The organism is Flavobacterium sp. N2038 (assembly GCF_025947185.1).
In the GTDB taxonomy this organism is placed as follows: Bacteria; Bacteroidota; Bacteroidia; order Flavobacteriales; family Flavobacteriaceae; genus Flavobacterium.
In genome coordinates this window covers 2,129,914-2,150,736 of record NZ_CP110001.1, presented here as the reverse complement: position 1 = coordinate 2,150,736, position 20,823 = coordinate 2,129,914, and the positions used below count along the sequence as shown (strand labels likewise).

Annotated in this window: 22 protein-coding genes; 10 read left to right on the top strand and 12 right to left on the bottom strand. The window is 33.7% G+C overall.

The annotated features are described in order from the left end of the window. Window positions 1–75: 75 nt before the first annotated feature. The 7 genes from OLM51_RS09760 (at window position 76) to OLM51_RS09730 (ending at window position 4,728) form a co-directional block, all read left to right on the top strand. On the top strand, window positions 76–1,347 hold the full coding sequence (locus OLM51_RS09760; RefSeq protein ID WP_264554128.1) for an alginate export family protein: 1,272 nt from the start codon (window positions 76–78) through the stop codon (window positions 1,345–1,347). A gap of 138 nt (window positions 1,348–1,485) precedes the next feature. Next, a complete protein-coding gene (locus OLM51_RS09755) occupies window positions 1,486–1,851 on the top strand; it encodes a hypothetical protein (RefSeq protein ID WP_264554127.1) in 366 nt (121 codons plus the stop codon). Between the two features lie 128 nt (window positions 1,852–1,979). Further along, window positions 1,980–2,684 carry a hypothetical protein gene (locus tag OLM51_RS09750; protein WP_264554126.1) on the top strand — a complete coding sequence of 235 codons (705 nt, stop codon included), beginning with the start codon at window positions 1,980–1,982 and terminating at the stop codon, window positions 2,682–2,684. Between the two features lie 48 nt (window positions 2,685–2,732). Beyond that, entirely contained in the window at window positions 2,733–3,446 is a 714-nt protein-coding gene (locus OLM51_RS09745; protein ID WP_264554125.1) for an endonuclease/exonuclease/phosphatase family protein, read from the top strand. 5 nt (window positions 3,447–3,451) lie between these two features. Beyond that, the gene (locus OLM51_RS09740; RefSeq protein WP_264554124.1) at window positions 3,452–4,072 is read left to right on the top strand and encodes a class I SAM-dependent methyltransferase; all 621 of its coding nucleotides are present in this window, start codon (window positions 3,452–3,454) and stop codon (window positions 4,070–4,072) included. A 105-nt stretch (window positions 4,073–4,177) separates the two neighbouring features. Then, window positions 4,178–4,411 (top strand): hypothetical protein, encoded by a 234-nt coding sequence (locus tag OLM51_RS09735; RefSeq protein WP_264554123.1) that lies wholly within the window; start codon window positions 4,178–4,180, stop codon window positions 4,409–4,411. Then, window positions 4,411–4,728, top strand: a complete 318-nt coding sequence (locus tag OLM51_RS09730) for a type II toxin-antitoxin system RelE/ParE family toxin (protein WP_264554122.1) — start codon at window positions 4,411–4,413, stop codon at window positions 4,726–4,728. The genes OLM51_RS09735 and OLM51_RS09730 overlap by 1 nt, the downstream gene beginning before the upstream one ends. A gap of 88 nt (window positions 4,729–4,816) precedes the next feature. Here OLM51_RS09730 and OLM51_RS09725 read toward each other — a convergent pair whose 3' ends face one another. Next, entirely contained in the window at window positions 4,817–5,521 is a 705-nt protein-coding gene (locus OLM51_RS09725) for a Crp/Fnr family transcriptional regulator (RefSeq protein WP_264554121.1), read from the bottom strand. A 185-nt stretch (window positions 5,522–5,706) separates the two neighbouring features. On the opposite strand from OLM51_RS09725, the gene OLM51_RS09720 reads away from it, so the two are divergent. The 3 genes from OLM51_RS09720 to OLM51_RS09710 all read left to right on the top strand — a co-directional run bounded on the left by OLM51_RS09720 (window position 5,707) and on the right by OLM51_RS09710 (window position 11,834). Continuing rightward, window positions 5,707–9,222 carry a nitrate reductase gene (locus tag OLM51_RS09720; RefSeq protein WP_264554120.1) on the top strand — a complete coding sequence of 1,172 codons (3,516 nt, stop codon included), beginning with the start codon at window positions 5,707–5,709 and terminating at the stop codon, window positions 9,220–9,222. Between the two features lie 195 nt (window positions 9,223–9,417). After that, the gene (locus tag OLM51_RS09715) at window positions 9,418–10,848 is read left to right on the top strand and encodes a rubredoxin (protein ID WP_264554119.1); all 1,431 of its coding nucleotides are present in this window, start codon (window positions 9,418–9,420) and stop codon (window positions 10,846–10,848) included. Between the two features lie 374 nt (window positions 10,849–11,222). Next, a complete protein-coding gene (locus tag OLM51_RS09710) occupies window positions 11,223–11,834 on the top strand; it encodes a hypothetical protein (protein WP_264554118.1) in 612 nt (203 codons plus the stop codon). Window positions 11,835–12,029: 195 nt separating this feature from the next. Here the strand turns inward: OLM51_RS09710 and moaA are convergent, their stop codons facing one another. The 11 genes from moaA to OLM51_RS09655 all read right to left on the bottom strand — a co-directional run bounded on the left by moaA (window position 12,030) and on the right by OLM51_RS09655 (window position 19,954). Then, complete coding sequence (gene moaA, locus OLM51_RS09705; protein ID WP_264554117.1) at window positions 12,030–13,037, bottom strand: GTP 3',8-cyclase MoaA; 1,008 nt, start codon at window positions 13,035–13,037, stop codon at window positions 12,030–12,032. Continuing rightward, complete coding sequence (gene moaCB / locus OLM51_RS09700) at window positions 13,024–13,938, bottom strand: bifunctional molybdenum cofactor biosynthesis protein MoaC/MoaB (protein ID WP_264554116.1); 915 nt, start codon at window positions 13,936–13,938, stop codon at window positions 13,024–13,026. Before moaCB ends, moaA begins: the two co-directional genes overlap by 14 nt. Beyond that, window positions 13,931–14,368: a molybdenum cofactor biosynthesis protein MoaE gene (locus OLM51_RS09695; protein WP_026984547.1), complete on the bottom strand. Its 438-nt coding sequence runs from the start codon at window positions 14,366–14,368 to the stop codon at window positions 13,931–13,933. Before OLM51_RS09695 ends, moaCB begins: the two co-directional genes overlap by 8 nt. Before the next feature lie 111 nt (window positions 14,369–14,479). After that, complete coding sequence (locus tag OLM51_RS09690; protein ID WP_264554115.1) at window positions 14,480–14,773, bottom strand: hypothetical protein; 294 nt, start codon at window positions 14,771–14,773, stop codon at window positions 14,480–14,482. Window positions 14,774–14,783: 10 nt separating this feature from the next. Further along, window positions 14,784–15,857 carry a HesA/MoeB/ThiF family protein gene (gene moeB, locus OLM51_RS09685; protein ID WP_264554114.1) on the bottom strand — a complete coding sequence of 358 codons (1,074 nt, stop codon included), beginning with the start codon at window positions 15,855–15,857 and terminating at the stop codon, window positions 14,784–14,786. 8 nt (window positions 15,858–15,865) lie between these two features. Further along, window positions 15,866–16,102 carry a MoaD/ThiS family protein gene (locus OLM51_RS09680; RefSeq protein WP_264554113.1) on the bottom strand — a complete coding sequence of 79 codons (237 nt, stop codon included), beginning with the start codon at window positions 16,100–16,102 and terminating at the stop codon, window positions 15,866–15,868. 2 nt (window positions 16,103–16,104) lie between these two features. After that, entirely contained in the window at window positions 16,105–16,893 is a 789-nt protein-coding gene (gene cobA / locus OLM51_RS09675) for a uroporphyrinogen-III C-methyltransferase (RefSeq protein ID WP_264554112.1), read from the bottom strand. A gap of 6 nt (window positions 16,894–16,899) precedes the next feature. After that, window positions 16,900–17,469, bottom strand: coding sequence for a molybdenum cofactor guanylyltransferase (locus OLM51_RS09670; RefSeq protein WP_264554111.1), 570 nt, complete (start codon window positions 17,467–17,469; stop codon window positions 16,900–16,902). A gap of 395 nt (window positions 17,470–17,864) precedes the next feature. Continuing rightward, window positions 17,865–18,611: a sulfite exporter TauE/SafE family protein gene (locus tag OLM51_RS09665; RefSeq protein ID WP_264554110.1), complete on the bottom strand. Its 747-nt coding sequence runs from the start codon at window positions 18,609–18,611 to the stop codon at window positions 17,865–17,867. A 171-nt stretch (window positions 18,612–18,782) separates the two neighbouring features. Continuing rightward, window positions 18,783–19,229 carry a molybdopterin-binding protein gene (locus tag OLM51_RS09660; protein WP_264554282.1) on the bottom strand — a complete coding sequence of 149 codons (447 nt, stop codon included), beginning with the start codon at window positions 19,227–19,229 and terminating at the stop codon, window positions 18,783–18,785. Window positions 19,230–19,240: 11 nt separating this feature from the next. Then, entirely contained in the window at window positions 19,241–19,954 is a 714-nt protein-coding gene (locus tag OLM51_RS09655) for a molybdopterin molybdotransferase MoeA (RefSeq protein ID WP_264554109.1), read from the bottom strand. Between the last annotated feature and the right edge of the window lie 869 nt (window positions 19,955–20,823).

Genomic DNA, 20,823 nt, shown 5'->3' with positions numbered 1-20,823 from the left:
ACAACAATATGATTCCAATCACATTTTTCAAGGAATAAATCTTATAAATTTGCCTCATAATTAAAACCATGACTCATGAAGAAACTAAAATTAATCATTTTATTACTTGTCGGAATCAGCTTTGAACTTCAGGCACAGGAATTAGATGTCAATCTGCAAATAAGGCCTCGTTTTGAATATAGAAACGGCTACAAAACCTTACTACCTTACGGTCAAGAAGGTACGTCGCAAATCTCACAACGTTCCCGTTTAAATTTTAACTACAAACAAGAAGATTTAATTGTAAAATTAACTTTTCAAAATACCAGAACCTGGGGTGATGTAACTCCTGCAGCAACTGCCGATAAAAATGGTGTTGCCGTTTTTGAAGCCTGGGCACAATACAACTTTACTGAAAAATGGAGTGCAAAAATGGGACGTCAGGTTCTTTCCTATGACAACCAGCGTATTCTTGGTGAAATGGACTGGGCACAACAAGGTCAAAGCCATGATGCCTTAACGGTTTCTTATCATACCGAAAAACAGAGATTAGATTTTGGTGGGGCTTATAATTCAACAGCAGAAAATGTTTTTCATACACCATATACAGTTGCCAATTATAAAGCAATGCAGTACGCTTGGTATCATAACCAATTTAGCACTGATTTAGGAGCAAGTTTATTATTTCTTAATACTGGCTACGAATATTCTGCAAATATTATTGATCCAACGAAAGATTTAAAAGTTGACTACAAACAGACTTTCGGTACGTATGTAACTTACAAAAAAAATAAAATAGACACCAATTTCTGGTTATACGGCCAGACTGGAAAAAGTGCTGATCATGAGGTAAGCGCCTGGAATGCCGCAGCCAATTTTGGATATAACATTACTGATGCTTTCAAAGCTGGTTTAGGTTACGAATTCTTATCCGGAAAAGCTTCAAATGACGAAAGCACAGTAATTAAATCATTCAACCCTATTTTTGGAACTAACCATGGATTTAATGGTTACATGGATTATTTTTATGTTGGAAACCACTTAAACAATGTTGGTTTACAAGATGCTTTCATTAAATTGAATTACAATGTAAACAAATGGCAATTTGCTTTGATTCCGCATGTATTCTTATCTGCTGCAGATGTAGTTACACCAATGAATGAGAAACTAGACTCCTATTTAGGAACTGAGATTGACGCTACATTTGGCTATAATTTCAAAAAGAATATTACGCTATCAGGAGGTTATTCTCAAATGTTTGGTTCTAAGACAATGGAATTTATTAAAAACGGAGACGCAGACCATGCTAACAACTGGGCCTGGTTAATGATTTCTGTAGATCCAAGAATTTTCAGCTGGAAAAAATAGTTTTCTTCGAAATTAACTTACAAAAAAAACACCCTTTCTCTATTTCAGAAAAGGGTATTTTTTTTGACCTTATAAAACTTTGTTTTTTGTTTTAATTAATTACATTTGAATCGATTACGAACCCCAAATTCTATCCAAATGAAACATTTTTTAAAACTACCAATGTTGGCATTTTTTGTCACGCAAACAGGCATCGCTCAGAAGTACAATGATGCCTTAATTTCAAAAAACTCAGAAATAAATTTTGCAAAGACACAAAAAAGAGGAATCAAAAAAAACAACATAGTTTATTATGTTGAAGATGACATGCAGACAATATCAGCCTACAAAAGAAGCAAATTGAAATGGCAAACCAACGTAATTTCTGTTTGTGGAGAACCAAAAAAAGGAGAACCTCAAATAAAGTATGTAGGTTATAACTCAGACAAACTGCTTGTCGTTATCGGAAAACATAATTTTGCAGAAATTGATATCAATAGCGGTGTAACAACACTTGTTGGTTAAAACTAAAAAATAACGAGATTTTTTTCAAATCTGAAATTATAAATGCCCTTTTCTAAATTAGAAAAGGGCATTTATTTTACTTTTTTATATAAATTTATTTTGCTTTTTAAATTGTTATATTTGGTACTATGAAGAAACTTTTAAACTTAGCATTACTAATAGTTATTATTCTTTTTTCCAGTTGCAAAAAGAAAATTACTGACTTAGAATTTGAAAAAAATGTAATGTCTGAAATTTTCCCAAGCTTAATCGATTCAATTTGTATTGATATAAGACTGTTTACAAATTTTCCACCACAATATGGAGAATCAATATTTGATGAGACAGGACATTACATTGGTGTCGATAGCACAAAAGCTACTAAAGAACAAAAACGAAAATTATTAGAATGGAAAATTAATACCGAAAAAATTAAAAGAGACACTTCTAAAATTATTATTGCTTTTAATCCATTATTAAAAGACAACAGTCAAGATTTAAAAGAAGATTTTAAAAAGCATTTTAAAAATGCCAAAATCTTTATAGCAAAAGAAAAAAAGGAAACCGAATATCTTTTTGATTTTAAAAACATAAAACTCAATAATAAATTTGAGCTCCGAAACATTTCTCAATTTCCCAAAGAAAGAGGTGCTATTTGGGTGACAAAATATAACTTCGTTTTTTCTGGAGCAGTTATCTTTTCCAGAATACAATTTGACAAGGATAAAAAATTTGGAATTTTAGATGGTGGCTTTGTTTGTGGCAGACTCTGTGGGCAAGGTTCTCGAATTTACATTAAAAAAATCAATAACAAATGGGTAATTGATAAAATAGAAAATACCTGGGTTTCATAAATTACATCTAAAATTCTAATTAGGAAAATACTTAAAGGCATTATAATAATGAAACTCATCGCTTGGAATTGCAATATGGCATTCAGAAAAAAAGCTCAGTATCTTGAAGCTTTCAATCCTGATATTGCTGTAATATCTGAGTGTGAGAATCCTGAAAAACTAAAATTTCCAAACGACACAAAATTACCTTCAGATATTCTTTGGTACGGTACAAATCCTCATAAAGGACTTGGGATTTTCTCCTACAGTGATTATCGATTTCAATTAATGGATTGTCATAATCCGGATTTTAAAAATATACTTCCGATCACGGTTACTGGCGGAAAAGTTGATTTTACTTTATTTGCCGTTTGGGCCAATAATCCTGCTGACAAAGATGGACAATATGTAACACAAGTCTGGAAAGCAATCAATTATTACGAAGATCATATCAAAGAAAGTAAAACCATTTTAATTGGAGATTTCAACAGCAATACGATTTGGGACAAACCCAAACGCATAGGAAATCATTCTGACGTAGTGAATACTTTACAGTCAAAAAAGATCTATAGTACCTATCATCAATTTTTTAATCAAATACAAGGCAAAGAAGAGCATCCAACTTTATATCTTTATCGTCATGAAAACAGACCGTATCATCTCGATTATTGTTTTGCTTCAAATGATTTTATGGAAACTCTGGAAAATGTCGAAATTGGAACTTATCAGGATTGGACAATGTACAGCGATCATAAACCGTTAATAATTAAATTCAATATATAAACCAAATGAACAACTGGACTCAAAGATGGGATGACCGTTACAAAACTGAAGAATTTGCATACGGCGAAGAACCCAACAATTATTTAAAAGAACAAATTGAAAAACTAGAAAGCGGAACAATTCTTTTTCCTGCTGAAGGTGAAGGACGAAATGCTGTTTTTGCAGCAAAATCAGGCTGGGAAGTTTCCGCTTTTGATATTAGCGAAGAGGGCAGAAACAAAGCACTTCGTTTAGCAGAAAATAACAATGTTTCGATTGATTATCAGGTTGGTGAATTAGAAGTTTTAGACTTCTACGAAGAACAATTTGATGTGATTGCTTTAATTTATGCACATTTCCCGGCATTAATTAAATCGGATATTCATAAACAACTTGACAAACTTTTACGAAAAAATGGTCTTATAATTTTTGAAGCTTTCAGCAAAAAGCATTTAGAATACGTAACCAAAAATGAAAAAGTTGGCGGACCAAAAGACATCGAATCTTTATTTTCTATTGAAGAAATCAAAGCTGATTTCCCCAATTATGAAATCATCGAACTGGAAGAAAAAGAAATAGAACTCAACGAAGGTTTATTCCATAACGGAACCGGTTCTGTAATTCGATTTGTTGGGAGAAAAAAATAAATTATATTCGAAGTAGAGACGCACTGAGGTGTGTCTCTACAAAAAAATCTTAAAAAAATATTCCCTTGGAAGATAATTCGTAAATTTGGAAAAATATTCAATGTCATGGATTTACAAACTAGAAAAATAGAATTTGTACAAGAATTTTTAAAAATTCAAAGCGAAGAATTAATTTCTCAGCTGGAAAATTTATTAAAAAACAAAAGTAATGTAGATGATAATGATTATTTCAATCCAATGTCTATTGAAGAATTTAATAATAGAATAGACCAATCTGAAGATGATTTTAAAAATGGAAGATATAAAACGACTTCTCAGCTTTTAGAAAAATACAAGTAATGAAATTAAAAATTGTCTGGTCGCAATTTGCAGAAAATGAAATTGCTAAAATCTACGACTATTATCTTCAAAAGGCAGGAATCAGAGTCGCTAAAAAAATCATCCAAGAAATAATTTCTGAACCAAACAAACTCATTTCCAACAATCTTTCAACTCAAGTCGAAGAACTTTTGCTTGACAGGGAAAACGGGTATCATTACTTAGTTTGTAAAAATCACAAAATTATTTATAGTATAGATAGGGAAAATAAGCAAATCAAAATTGCTGATGTTTTTGATACCAGACAAAACCCTGTAAAGCTGAAACGTACAAAATAAACCTTGCAATAAGTCATTAACGCACTGCTCAAAAGATCAAAAATTTTCTCAATACAACAAAACCTTAGCATCTTACCAACTTAGAACCTTAAAAATACTTGTGCTCCATAATTTCAGATCGCAATGCTGAAATCTCTAAAATCCCAACACGTTTCCCTTCGGTTTTAATCAACCCCTCTTTTTTAAGACTTGACAAAATACGAATCGCCTGTTCTTCTGTAGTTCCGGCAAAGTCCGCAATTTCCTTTCGCGAAAGCTCAATATCAATTAAACCATTGATTTGCCCAAATTTACGATGAATATAAAGCAGTAAATCAATTACACGCTCACGAACATTCATGTGTGCAATTTTTCGAATATTGTTCTCACTTTTGTTTAATTCCTCAGCATAAAACAACATTAAGGCATAGGTAAATTCAGGTACATGCCGTAAAATCTCCATCATAGTTTCGTTGCTAAAATTGCACAAAACAGTATCTTCCAGCGCATAAGCACCAATAAGATATCGTTTACTTGTACCAAATCCGCGAAAGCCTATTGTATCTCCGTTTGTAGTTAAACGCACAATTTGTTCACGTCCATTAATTCCCGTTTTTACCGTTTTAACTTTCCCAGAACAAATAAAATAAAGTCCCTGCAACGGTGCACCTTCTGTAATAAACTGTTGCGTTTTTTTGCAGACAAAGCTGTTTTTCTTTGAAACATATTGCTTCATTTGCTCTAAATGCAAGTGTTTTTTAATGAAACAATTTTCATTGGCACAATTGTAACAAACAGCTTGTTCTACTTTCATGAGTTCAGTTTTTCGACATTAAACGTATTTGTTATTCCTCATTTCTTTTCATCAAAAATAAAAAAATAAATTCAAAAATTAAGTATAAATACGTAAAAAATACTTATTTTTGTTTCTAAGTTAAATAAGTGATTTAGTTAAAATCAAAACTCATTTAGTAAAATAGTATCCAAAACCGAACTGTAATGCAAAGTACCAAGATCAAAACTACCTGTTCCTATTGTGGCGTTGGCTGTGGAATAATCGTAACCAACGACGCTAAAAATGGTGTAATGGTCGAGGGCGACAAAGATCATCCTGTAAACAAAGGAATGTTGTGTTCTAAAGGAATGAATTTGCACTACGTAGTTAACGATACTTCGGATCGAATTTTATATCCCGAAATGCGCGGAAGTAAAAATTATCCTCTTGAACGTGTAAGCTGGGATACTGCGCTTGAACGTGCTGCAGCTGTTTTTACTTCCATCATAAAAAAACACGGCCCAGACAGCGTTGGATTTTATATTTCAGGACAATGTTTAACCGAAGAATATTATTTAGTCAATAAATTGGTAAAAGGTTTTCTGAAAACGAATAACATCGATACCAATTCAAGGCTTTGCATGAGTTCTGCCGTTGTAGGTTATAAAAAGACTTTTGGAGAAGATTCTGTACCAATTGCTTATGATGATATAGAATTGGCAGATACCTTTTTAATTACGGGCGCAAATCCGGCTTGGTGCCACCCTATTATTTTCAGACGGCTTGAGAAACACAAAGAGAAAAATCCAAAAATAAAAGTAATTGTAATTGATCCGAGACGCACCGATACAGCTGCTTTTGCCGATTTACATTTGCAGATTATCCCGGGCTCTGACATTATTTTATATCATGCCATTGCCAGACGCATTATCGAAAAAGGTTATGTTGATCATGATTTTGTAAAAAACAATGCCGAAAATTTCAAACCATACAAAGACTTAGTTCTAGGTACTTCACTTGAAAAAGCTTCTAAGCTTTGCGGAATTTCTGTAAATGATATTAAACTAGCTGCTGACATTATTGGTAAGGCCAAAGGATTTATTTCGCTTTGGGCGATGGGATTGAATCAAAGTGCCGTTGGTGTTGATAAAAATACAGCCCTGCTGAATCTATCTTTATTGACAGGGCAAATTGGAAAACCAGGTTCCGGGCCATTTTCATTAACAGGTCAGCCCAACGCGATGGGCGGACGCGAAGTGGGCGGAATGGCAACACTTTTAGCAGCACATAAAGAGATAGCAAATCCTGCACATCGCAAAGAAGTTGCTGATTTTTGGGGCGTTGACGAAATTTCAGACCAACCAGGTTTAACAGCCACAGAAATGTTTGAAGCACTGGAGTCCGGAAAGATGAAAGCCGTCTGGATTATCTGCACCAATCCTTTAGTCAGTTTGCCAGATTCCAGACGTATCGAAAAAGCACTTCAAAATGCAAAATTTGTAGTTGTTCAGGATATTTCGCATAATGCCGATACAGCCAAATTTGCCGATTTATTGTTGCCTGCAGCAGGTTGGTTAGAAAAAGAGGGAACAATGACCAATTCGGAACGTCGCATTTCTTATCTGCCTAAAGCAATAAACGCACCAGGCGAAGCACTTCCAGACATTGAAATTCTGATTCGTTTTGCTAAAAAAATGAATTTCAACGGATTCAATTTTACCAGTGCCGAAGAAATTTATAAAGAACATTGTGCATTGACCAAAAACACCAATATTGATATTTCATTCTTAAATTATAATCGATTAAAAACCGAAGGAACTTTTCAGTGGCCAGTTCCAGATTATGGTCATCCTGGAACTCCAAGATTATTTACCGATAAAAAATTCTATACCCCATCAGGAAAAGCGATTTTTAATCTGCCTGTATCTATTGAAAATACATCCGTACAGCCAAATGCCGAATTCCCTTTTATATTAACCACAGGACGAATTCGCGATCAATGGCACACAATGACCAAAACAGGAAAAGTATCCAGATTGCTAACGCATATTCCGAGTCCGGTTTTAGAAATAAATCCCATTGATGCTTACAAAAATGATATTAAAAATGGTGATATTGTTACCGTAACCAGTAAAAATGGCGAGGTACGTGTAAAAGCAAAAGTTACCGATTCTATCAAAGAAAAAGTTGTTTTTCTGCCAATGCATTGGGGAAAACAACTCGAAAACGATTTAAACCGAACCAATAATCTAACGAATACAGTTGTTGATCCCGTTTCAAAAGAACCTGATTTTAAATACACGACCGTTTCGATTACAAAATATGTAAAACCATTTCAAAAAATTGCGATTGTGGGCGCCGGTGCAGCTTCATTTCGCTTTATTCAAAACTATCGCGAATTCAATACAACTGATGAAATTATTGTTTTTTCGAATGAAGTGAATCCGTTTTACAATCGTGTTTTGCTTCCTGAATATATGACGGGAGAATTCAGTTGGGAACAACTTTTAAAAGTTAAAGACGGCGAATCTTTCAGTAAACTAAGAATTACTATGAAAGCCGGAGTTGCAATTGAGAAATTAGATCCAAAACAAAAAACAATCATCGACAGTGAAGGACAATTTCACACTTTTGATTCCTTGATTTTAGCTACCGGAAGCCGTCCTTTTGTTCCCGAAAATGCACAACTTCATCTTCCCGGCCGATTTACAGTTAGAAAAAAAGAAGATGCCGACCGATTGAAAAAACACTTAGACAGTACCAATCTTCCTCCAGAAGAGCAGCATGTTGTCATTATTGGTGGCGGACTATTAGGATTAGAATTAGCAGCTGCCTTAAAACATAAAAAAGTAAAAACCACAATTGTTCAGAGAGCTTCACGTTTAATGGAGCGTCAATTAGATTTGATTTCAAGTAAACTGCTGGCCGAAGAAGTACAGCTTCGTGATATTCAAATTTATTTTGATAATGAAGTCAGCACCGTTTTTGAAACCGATAATCCAAATGAGATTGAAATTGCTTTAAAGAGTGGAAAAATCATAACAGCAAATGCTATTGTATACACAATTGGAACTATTCCGAATATCGAAATTGCTCGTGAAAGCGGACTTTCATGCGGTCGTGGCGTAAAAGTCAATCAGTATTTACAAACTTCAAATCCGAATATTTTTGCAATTGGAGAAATAGCCGAATTCAATAATAAACTTTTCGGAATCACTTCTGCCGCCGAAGAACAGGCTGATATTCTGGCTAACTTTTTAGCCGGCGACATTAGCAGTTATTACAAAGGTTCAATTTTAATGAACATTCTAAAATTAGAAGACATCAACCTTTGCAGTATTGGTGATATTGAAATTCCGGAAAATGACGATTCTTACGAAGAAATTGTCTTCTCAGATTTGAAAAAACGCTATTACAAAAAATGTATCGTAAAAGATGATCTTTTGGTTGGAGCTATTTTAATGGGCGATAAAAATGAGTTTGCCGAATTTAAAACCATGATCGAAAGCAAAATCGAATTGTCTGACAAACGGAACTTATTATTAAGAGGAAGCTCAACTACAAAGCCTGTTCTAGGAAAATTAGTGTGCTCGTGCAGTCAGGTCGGAGCTGGAAATATCGAAGAAACGATTAAAAGCGGCATCAATGATTTCACCGATTTATGTAAAAACACAGGTGCAGGATTAGGCTGCGGAAGCTGTAAGACTGAAGTCAAGGAGATTCTAGCAAAATGTAAATAGTTTGTTTTGTTTCAGGTTTCAAATTTCAAGTTTATTGGAACGTGAAACCTGAAACTTGAAACAACGCAACGTCACCCTGAGCGGAGTCGAAGGGCTAAACGTAAAGGGCTTCGACTCCGCTCAGCCTGACAAACTTGAAACTTGAAACCTGAAACAAAGAAAACCTGAAACCTGAAACCTGAAACAAAAAGAAAAATGGAACTAACAAGATTAATAGTAAAAGGAGGCGTTATTTCGCCAGGAGAATTACGAGAAGTAGTAAATATTGCTTTAGAAAAAGGTCTGGATTCTATTTCGTTTGGTTCCAGACAGGATATTATTTTCCCGCAAGGTTTTAAATCTTTGGATAAAACTACTTTGGGCAAACATCATTTCGTTTATCCTGACCAAAAAAGCGGTAATAATATCGTTTCCTCCTATGTTTCAACAGATATCTTCAGAAATACAAATTGGCTTACAGGAAATCGTTTTTTATATATTTTAGAAGAATTTAAAGAACAGCCAAAATTAAAAGTCAATATAACTGACCCAAGACAGCAATTGGTTCCTTTATTTACGGGGCATCTGAATTTTATCGCTTCAGAGCACGAAGATTATTGGTATTTATACATTCGTCTTCCAAAATGGGAGAAAATGGAAGTCTATCCCGTTTTGATCTACAGCTGGGATCTGGCCAAAATCTATTATGAAATCGAAAAAATTTCAGAAGAAGATTCAATTGATATTGAATTACTTTTCACAATGGTCAGCGAAACATTAGACACCAATAACAGAACAATCGACAAACCTTTAAATATTCCGTTTTACCCATTTCCATATTACGAAGGAATGAACAGAATGGGAATCGATCAATACTGGCTGGGATTATATTGGCGCAATAATCAGTACGATCTGGATTTTTTGCAAGAAATGTGCGATTTGTGCTTTGAATGCAAAATTGGGAAAATCTGTATTACACCATGGAAGTCATTTATTATAAAAGGAATTCCAAAAGACAGAAAACTGGAATGGGAAAAATTCCTGGGTAAACGCGGAATAAACGTCCGTCATTCTTTACTGGAATTAAACTGGCATTTACCAGTCGCAATGGAATGGGCTCTGAATCTGAAAACTTTCTTGGTTCGAACATTAGATCAATTTGACATCAGCACTTACGGATTGAATTTTGGAATTTCAGAATACAATCGCGACGGACATTATTTCACTTCGATTGTCATCGAAAAAAACGAGCTTCCGGCAGCTCTGGAATCCATCAAAATCAGAGATACCTATAATGTTTTATTTGCCAGGAATTTTGATCCAAATACACGTGAATATATTGTACACTCTCAGGATATTGACAAACTGGAACTTCCTACCATTTTAATTGAATTAAGCCGAAAATATTTCGACGAACTCGGAAATACCGCATCGGAAACAACCGATAATCCGCAGAAAAAAGAAAAACCACAAATAGACATTTACCAATGTCAGGAATGCCTCACGCTTTACAATCCGGAATATGGAGACGAAAGTCAGGGAATTCCAAAAGGACTTCTTTTTACTGATTTATCCGATACATATTGCTGTTCCCTGTGTGAAGCGCCAAAAAGCAATTTCAGAATTTTAGAACTGGTAAAAAACTAATCAGGAAATTCAGAATATTTATTTGGAGCTATTCCTGCTGTCCGCTATATCTTTTATCCGCCACGGCGCGATAAAAGGATGCCGCTCCCATCAGGGCCAGGGCACTCATTTTCAAAAAAAACTATTTGGAACATCTTACATTTCACCACTCACAATTATACAGCAATTTCTTCCATTTTTTCATGTAGAATTGTTAAGAGATTTCACTTTTAAATTTCGGCTAAAAAATTAAATGTTTAAACATCAGCCATTTAATTTTAAAAAAAACTAAAAAGCTTAACATTGAGTAGCTTGTTTTATAATTATCTTTACTTAACTGAAACTTAACAATTTAGTCACATTGTTATTAACATACTCATCAAAAGTACATTTATATGGAAAACAAAACCGAAGAAACCACTCCTGAGAAAATCGATTCTCCGGTAGCAGAAACTGCAAAGCCAGCAACAGAAAAACCAGTAAATACGGCGCCTGCAAAAACACCAGTACGCAAACCGGCTGCTGCTAAACCTGCAACAACTGCTAAACCAACTGCTAAACCAACTGCAGCAAAAACGCCTGCTAAACCAGTTGTAAAAACAGCAGCTCCTACTGCAACAGTAAAACCTGCCGTACGCAGAACTCCTGCAAAAAAAGTGACAGCTCCTGTAGTAAAACCAGCTGTTATTGAATCAATTGTTGAATTAAAAGAAGAAAAAACAACAGAAGTCGCTGTAACTGAAGAAACGGCTAAAAATAAGTCTAACGATAATAAGAAGAAAAAAGTGAAAGACAAAGAAAAAGAAAAGGCTAAAAAGAAAGTAGCAAAGAAAAAAGAAAAAGCCAAAAACGACAAAAAGAAAGAGAAAGCTAAAAAAGCCAAGCTAAAAGCAGCTGCGAAGAAAAAAGAAAAAGCTAAAAAAGCGAAAGAAAAAGCTAAGGCGAAAAAGATTGCAAAAAAGAAAGCTAAAGCTAAAAAAAAGGCAAAAGCTAAAAAGAAAAAATAATAATTTAAGGAAAGGTTTAACTTTAAAAAAGTTGAACCTTTTTTTATGCTCATTTTTTCTCATTTCAGAAATGACAAAACTATGTATAAAAAAGCTTCGACTTCGCTAAGCCTGACAAAAGTATTGTCACCCTGAACGATCCCGAGGTTTCGGGAGAAGGGCATATAGTAATGAATTACAATTAACAATTAACTTTCACCCCCCAATCGCAATCATACTACGATTATCAAAGTGAAGTGCCGGATCATCCATTTCAGAAACGCTAACCATTCCGGCTCTGACTTTCTTTTTATTCTGAATAGAATCGGATATTAAATTGGTTATTGATTCTCCTTTTCTGAAAGCTGTTAACAAATCAGTTTCTGAATTTGAGAAAAGACAATTCTTTATTTTTCCGTCTGCTGTGAGGCGAATACGGTTACAACTGTCACAAAACGGATTGGTAATCGAGCTTATAATTCCGAAATTACCTTGAAATCCTTTTATTTTATACGTTCTGGCTGTGAAGTTTTTTTCGTCCTCTAATTTCTGAATTTCATCTAAAGAAAATTCTGTTTCAACCAAAGACAATATCTCTTTCTGAGAAACCATTTTACTCCTATCCCATTCGTTTCCTGCAAAAGGCATAAACTCAATAAAGCGAACTGAAATCGGCAAAAACTGTGTTAACTTCACAAAATCTACAATTTCATTATCATTAAAACCTTTTATTAAAACTACATTTACTTTTACTTCAAAATCATTATTCAAAAGCAGATACAGATTATCAATAACCTTCTCAAACTGATTTCTAAGTGTTATAGAATGAAATTTTGACGAAATCAGGGTGTCTAAACTCAAATTGATCTTTTTGACTTTATACTGCTTTAAAACGTCGATATGACGGTCGATCAGAATTCCGTTTGTGGTAATAGAAAGAGAAATCTCTAATTGAGACAATTTAAAAACGATTTCAGGAAAATCTTTTCTTAATAAAGGCTCACCACCTGTAAGTCTAATTTTGTCAACACCATTTTCTACGAAAGTCTGAGCAATGGCAAAAATCTCTTCAGCCGTCATTAAACTGGCTTTTGGAGAAAGTGCGATTCCGTCAGCAGGCATGCAATACGTACAACGCAGGTTGCATTTTTCCAGCAGCGAAATACGCAGATAATTATGTCTGCGCCCAAAACCATCCGTCAAAATAGTGTTAGAGGCTGTCATGATTTTTTCCTTTTAAAATATGAAAGACATGCAACAAATGCGGAAAAACAGCATCCATAGATTCTCTTGCGCCGTTTGTTGATCCAGGTAAAGCCAAAACTACTGTTTTACCTAAAGTTCCTGCAACAGTTCTCGACAACATAGCATAAGGCATTCTTTGTTGTCCATAATTACGAATTGCTTCTTCAATTCCCGGAATTCTGCTTTCTAGTAATGGCGCCAAAGCTTCCGGAGTAACATCTCTAGGAGATAAACCCGTTCCGCCTGTAAAAATGACTAACTGATTATCTTTAGTGAAAGCTTTTGTTCTTTCCTGAATAACATCCAATTCATCGGGAATAATTTCATAATGAGAAGTTTCAACTCCATATGAATCTAATTTTTCTACAATAACTTTTCCGGAACGATCTTCTTTATCTCCTGCAAAAATGGAATCAGAACAAACAAAAACTGCTGCTTTAATTACATTCGGAAATTTATTTTTGAATGACGATTTTCCGCCTTCTTTATTGACTAATCTGATAGTTGAAATTTCGATTTCTTTATCAATTGGTTTCAGCATATCGTACATAGTCAACGCGACAATAGATGCGCCATGCATGGCTTCAACCTCAACGCCGGTTTTGTAAACCGTTTTTACTTTGAAAATTATGTGAATTTCCAAACCTTCAATATTGTACTCTACTGCTGTAAATTCAATAGGAAGCGGGTGACAATCCGGAATAGACAAGTGTGTGTTTTTTACCGCAAACAATCCTGCAGTTTTTGCCATTTCGAATACATTCCCTTTCGGTACCAAATTGTTCACTACAGCATCAATTGTTTCCTGTTTACTAACTTTTACAATTGCAGTTGCGGTTGCGACTCTTAAAGTACTTATTTTATGCGTAATATCAACCATTAGTGTTTTGTTTCCAGGTGAATGTATCGTTCTCAAACATTTCTTTACCAAAAATCGGTACATCGGTTTTAATCCAGTTTACAATAGCTTCTGTGGCTTCATAAACTTGTTTGCGTCGTGTTGCCGAAACAAAAACGAACAAACAGATTTCGCCTGCCTTTACAACGCCCAAACTATGGTAAATGTGCATACAGGTTAAGTCGAATTTAGCGAAAGCTTTTTCACGAATCGCATACAAAGCTTCGTTCGCCATATCAGTATATGCCGAATAATCGATTGCTACAACTGTATTATCATGAATCACATCGGCACGAACCTGACCCAGAAAAATATTATGCGCTCCAATCGTGTGTTTTGATTGGTGTTTGGCGATCGACTCCGCTATAAATTCAGGAGAAATTGGTCCTTCTACAAATACATTTTTACTCATTTTTTATTTTTTTAGGCCACTCCCGATAGCTATCGGGATATATGGATTAAAATGATTTTTTTTTTTGCCACGAATTTCACGAATTAGCACGAATTTTTATTTTGTAAAACCTTAATATAATGCTACCTCCCAATCTTCATAAGGCGGCTCAACTATAAAATTTGGATCACAATATTGCTTTAAATAATCAGTTGCTCTGATATCAGCATATCTGGCATTAAGTACATTTCCTTCTTCATCCATTTCAATTACATTTGCATATATTGCAAATACTTGTTCGATTGCACTGGGTTCATCTCCATAAAGTGATAGATAATCTATTCCTTCCAAATTATAATGACTTCCACTTGCCATAAAATAAGAAAATGTTCTTAATGCTCCACTAAACGAATTACTTAACTTCATACTTAATTATCTAAACTTTAATTCCTTCTTCTTTTAATAATTGTTTCATTGCCAAAGCTCCGCCAGCAATACTTTTTATATTCTCAAATTGATGCTTTTGAAGCAATTCTGCTGCGATTTTGCTTCTAATTCCGGATTGACAATAAACATAAATCGTTTGGTTTTTATTTAGTTTTTGAATCTCATTTTCTAAATTCATTAAAGGAATTTGAACTTGATTTTTTAAACTGATTTTAGGCAGTTCATCTTCATTTCTAACATCTAAAAAAAGAACCTCATCATTATTTATTTCATCCAAAACCGATTCAAAACTTATTTCTTCGACTTCAGATTTATTATATTTTTCTTCGAATGCTTCTCTGCTTATTGACTCAAAATCACTTTTATCAAAATCATACTTTTGCTGTTCGTTGTTCAGAATATTATACACCAATATTTTTCCACTTAAAACCTCTCCAATTCCTAAAATCATTTTCAAAACTTCATTTGCCTGAAACATTCCAATAATTCCAACTGAAATTCCAATTACTCCGGCATCTTCACAATTTAATGCATTGCTGTTTTCATCTGGATACAAACATCTGTATGTTGGACCGTTTTGATAATTGAAAACTGAAACTTGCCCTTGAAATCTAAAAATAGATCCGTAAACCATTGGTTTATTAGCCACCAGACAAGTATCATTAATTAAATATTTAATCGAAATATTGTCTGTTGCGTCAACAATAATATCGTATTTTTCAAATAACGAAATGGCATTTTTACCTGATAATTTCTCAGCAAAAGCATTGACTTTTACCAACGGATTCAATTCTGAAATCATCAGTTTGGCTTCTTCAACTTTAGATTTTCCAACCGCAAAACTCTTGTAAATTACCTGACGATGTAAATTTGAAATCTCTAAAACATCATCATCTACAATTCCAATTTCGCCAACTCCGGCGGCAGCCAAATAAGGCAGAATTGCCGCGCCCAAACCTCCGGCACCAATAACCAAAACTTTAGATTTCGATAATTTGTACTGACCATCCTCTCCTATTTCAGGAAGAATTATTTGTCGGTTATATCGGTTTGATGCACTCATAACTAATTTTATCCTCCGGCAAACGGCGGTAATAAAGCAACAATATCATTGGTCTGCAAATCATATGCTGCTACTTTTGAAACTATTTTTTGATTTACCGCTACGCTGAAAGAAAGTGATTCAAATTGGTATTTTTCTTCTAAATCACGCAACAAATCTTGCAGTGAAACTTCAGAAAAAGATAACTTTTCGAACTCACATTTTGTCTTTTCGGCAACAGCTCCAAAATATTTAATCTCGATCATTTTTATAAATTTAAATTCTGAAAAATGAATTCATCTTCAAAATGTTCCTGAAAATAGGAAATCCAGCTTGAAGTGTTTCTTACTACTTCTCCAATCACAATAATAGCAGGCGATGATATATTTTTTTCAGCAACCAATTTAGTGATTGTATTAATAGTTCCAATCACTTTTTGTTCCGAATTTTTAGTTCCGTTCTGAATAATAGCAACTGGTAAATCATCATTTCTGTTTTCCTGATAAATCGAAATTATTTCGTTCAATTTATGCATTCCCATCAAAATTACCACAGTCGCTGTCGACTTTGAAGCCAAAAGAACATCTTTTGACAGTTTATGATCAGAAGTTGTTCCGGTAATTACCCAGAAACTTTCAGCCACTTTTCGTTGTGTTAAACTAATTCCAACTGAGGCTGGAACACCCAAAGCAGATGAAATTCCGGGAACAATAGCCGTTTCAATTCCAAATGCTTCTGCAAACTCGATTTCTTCGCTTCCTCGTCCAAAAACAAACGGATCACCGCCTTTTAGACGCACCACATGTCCGTGACTTTTTGCCATAGAAACAATTAAATCATTAATTTGATCTTGCGTGTAAGCGTGACAGCCTAATCTTTTTCCAACAAAAACAATTTCTGCATTTGATGCATATTCTAACAATTCTTCGTTGACTAAAGCATCATACAAAACTACATCGGCACTTTTTAAAACTTTTATAGCTTTCATCGTAATCAGTTCAACGTCGCCCGGACCTGCGCCAACAATCGTCAATTTTGGTGTTTTTAAGTTTTGCATAATCTTTTAACTTAAATTGATATTCAAATCATTCAATTCGTCAGCCGAATTAATATTCGTCAAATGAAAGTTTTCATTTTCTTCTATATTCAAAATTTGATGTGGTACTTTAACCAATAAATCCATCATTTTTAATTCATCTGAATCAATTGCTTTTTTGATAATTGGAACAATCTTTTTTGAATAAATCCCAATTAATGGATGTGTCTTACTTTCTGAAGCAAAAACAGTTATTCCGGCTTCTTCTGTATGTTTTGAAATTAATTCCTGTAATAATTCGGTCGAAATTAGCGGAATATCGCAGCTTAAAATCAAATTAAATTCGGTTTCAGAATTTGATAATGCTGTATAAATTCCTCCTAGCGGACCTTTATCCAAAATTAAATCAGGTATTTTATCGTACTCTAAATAATCGTATTCTTTTGAAGCCGTAATCAGTTTTATATTATCTGTAATAGGCAAAATCGCCCGAATTATATGTTCAATAAATGGCTTGTCCTGAAACAGTACTAATCCTTTTTCAGACTGCATTCTGGTGCTTTTTCCTCCGCAAAGAATAAATACTGATATACTCATAGTTTCTTTTGTTTCAAGTTTTACATTTCAAGTTTTGCTTATTTGTCCGGCTGAGCGAAGTCGAAGCCCACACTCCAATTGGAGCGCCCTTCTCCCGAAGCCTCGGGATCGCTCAGGGTGACAATTTTTACTTCATGTTTCAGGTTTTTTGCTAATCTTTGTCTCCAGCGGTTGAAACCGCTGGCTATGTTTATTTAGCAATCTTTTACATTTGCTTTTCAAATATTGTCTGAGGTTTCAGCCTCAGGAACGCATTAGAATTTTGCCAATCTTTGTCTCCAGCGGTTCAAACCGCTGGCTATATTTTTTTTAAATGCTTTTTACGTTTGGTTTTCAAATATAGCCCGAGGTTTCAACCTCGGGGACACAACGATAAGCAACTTTGCTTTTTCATTTCAAGGAAAAATCAATTTGACGCTTGCCATCAAAATCACGGTTCCTAAAACCATTTTTAATGTTCTGTTAGAGAAAGATCCACTTCCGTAAAATCCGCCTAACATTCCTCCTACAACTGCAATTGGAACTAAATAAAAACTTTCCATCGGAATTACTTTTCCTCCTAAAAAGAATCCTAACATTCCCGCAAAGGAATTCACAAAAATGAACAAACTCGAAATCGCGGCAGATTCTTTAACCGATGCCCATCCTAAAAACAATAAAATCGGACTCAGGATAATTCCACCACCTATCCCTAACATCCCTGACAATAAACCTATTGCAAAACCAATTACCAATGCAATTGGAAGATTGATTTTTACTTCTTCTTTTTCTTTAAAATTAAATACTCCAAATAATCTTAATGCTGCAAAAACCAATACAATTCCTAAAATTATTTTATAAATTGTATTATCCAATGTTATAAACCCGCCTATGAATGCCGCCGGAATTGACGCTATCGCAAAGGGATAAAACAATTTGGGTTTAAAATAATTTTTGCGATAATAAAATAAGAACGAAATACTCGAAACAAACAAATTCAACAATAAAGCTGATGGTTTCATTATCGAAATCGGAAATGCAAAAATGCTCATTAATGCCAGATATCCCGATGCTCCACCGTGGCCTACACTTGAATATAAAAATGCAATAACAATTAATGCAAAACTGAATAATACAATATTTTCGGAACTTAAGAGATTCATCTTTTGGGTTAATCGTTTATTTAGTTAACTGTTTAATCGTTTTCTTAACTATGTGTTTTTATTTACACAGCGCTTTCTATCATTTACCTTAAAAATATTTTTTCAATACTCTTTATTCTATTTTCTAAAAATCTAAAATCAACAATTTAAATTCTAAAATCAAAAATCTCTTTAATCAATTGGCAATAATGTCACTAATTGTCCTTTTTTATAATTTTCTACATTTTCAGGTACAATTATTAAACTGTTGGCTACCGCAAATGTATTTAGCATTGTAGAACTTTGGCCATCTAAAACCGTTACGTTTGTTTCATCATATTTTGCTTTTAGAAACAATGTTTTTCCTGTACTGTTTTTAATTTCAGAATTTATTTTTCGAACTACTTTTGGTTTATGAATTTCAGAAAACCCCATTTTATTTTTTACCGCCGGAGCAACATAAATGTAAAAATTAGTCAACGACGAAGCCGGATTTCCCGGAAGAGCAAAAACTAAAGTTTCATTTTTAGATCCAAAGAACATTGGTTTTCCAGGTTTCTGATTGATTTTATAAAAAAGCTCTTTTACATCATTCTGCAATAATGCTTCTTTTACAAAATCATAATCTCCAACCGAAATTCCGCCAGAAACTAGGACAATATCATATTTTTTAAAATGCTTTTGAGCGCTTTTTTTGTTGCTTTCAGATTATCTTTAACTCTGTAAACTTTCGTTTTTGCAATTCCGATTGTCTGCAGTGCCGCTTCGAGCATAACCGAATTACTTTCGAATATTTTTCCCTTTTTTAATTTCTTTCCCGGTTGCACTAATTCGTTTCCTGTCACTAAAATGGCAACTTTAGGCTTTTTATAAACTTCAATTTCTGTAATTCCCAAACTTGCCAAAAATCCAATTGCAGCAGGCGTAATTAAAGTATGCGTTTCAAAAACAACCTCATCTTTAGCAATTTGTTCTCCTTTTGGACGAACATTTGAAAATTTTTCTGGCATTTCGGCAATCAAAATAGAATCGCTGTTTGCCATTACATGTTCCTGCATTACAACAGTATCTGCACTGTCTGGGACAAATGCGCCAGTAAATATTCTAATCGCTTCGGTTGTTTTTAATTTTATATTCGAATGATCTCCTGCCTGAGAAATACCAGCCAGATCGTATTGATGTCGGATACTATGTTTAAACGCATATCCATCCATCGCCGACTGACGAAAGGGTGGCATATCAATAGGTGAAATCACTTTCTCTGCCAAAACATATCCTAAAGCTTTGCTAACAGAAATACATTTCGTTGGCATTTTAGTACAATTCGCTTCAATTATTTCCAGGGCTTTACTAACTTCTATCATTTGCTTACAAAAAAACTAAGTATAAGTACTTATTACAAATATAAGTATTTATTTATACGATGAATAAAAATTTCCATATTATTTTAATGTCTATAAAATTACTCTAATTTATTCGAAATCAACTTCAAAATAGAATCTACTTTTACAAAAATCCAACCTTTTAAATTCGAATCTGGCGTTTTTAAATTCATTTTCGCTTCACATCTGTCCCGATCACGCACTTAAAAAGCTAAAAACCAAGTAAGAAATACTACAATTTAACAGCCCGTTTAAAAATATATTTAACATTTTACTCCAAAGAAAAAACAAGACTAATTCACTTATTATCAATATTTTAAGTATAAAATTTAAAAACAAATACTTCCCCAAACTCTTTCTCTTTCAAAAAAAAGTCAACATTTTTTTGGTTTTTATTATATTAAAATTAACTTTGTCTATAGGATTAGTAGAGTTTAAAATAATTTTTGAAACCAAAAAAACTATATTTTGAAAACAACCGAAAGCATATCGTATTACATTCTTCCTAAAAAATATACTTATAACACTTTTTGTTATATGTGCTTCTGTTGCTAATTCCCAACGCAATTTCTTTGTTATACAGATTGATTTTATAAATCTGGAAACGAAATCTAAATTTCAACACAAAATTACTTTTATTGAATTACAATGATCTGATTGATGCCTGTTTTGCATTAAAAAGGTTTTTGAATATACCTATATTTTAAAAAGAAAATAATTAACCAATTAAAAAAACTAAAATGAAAAAGATGCAAAGCTGTTGCTGTAAATAAAAAAAGCCATTTCTGCGGCAACAGAAATGGCGAGGCTTAAAGAATATTTATCACTAAATCAAGGAAACACTCAGAGGG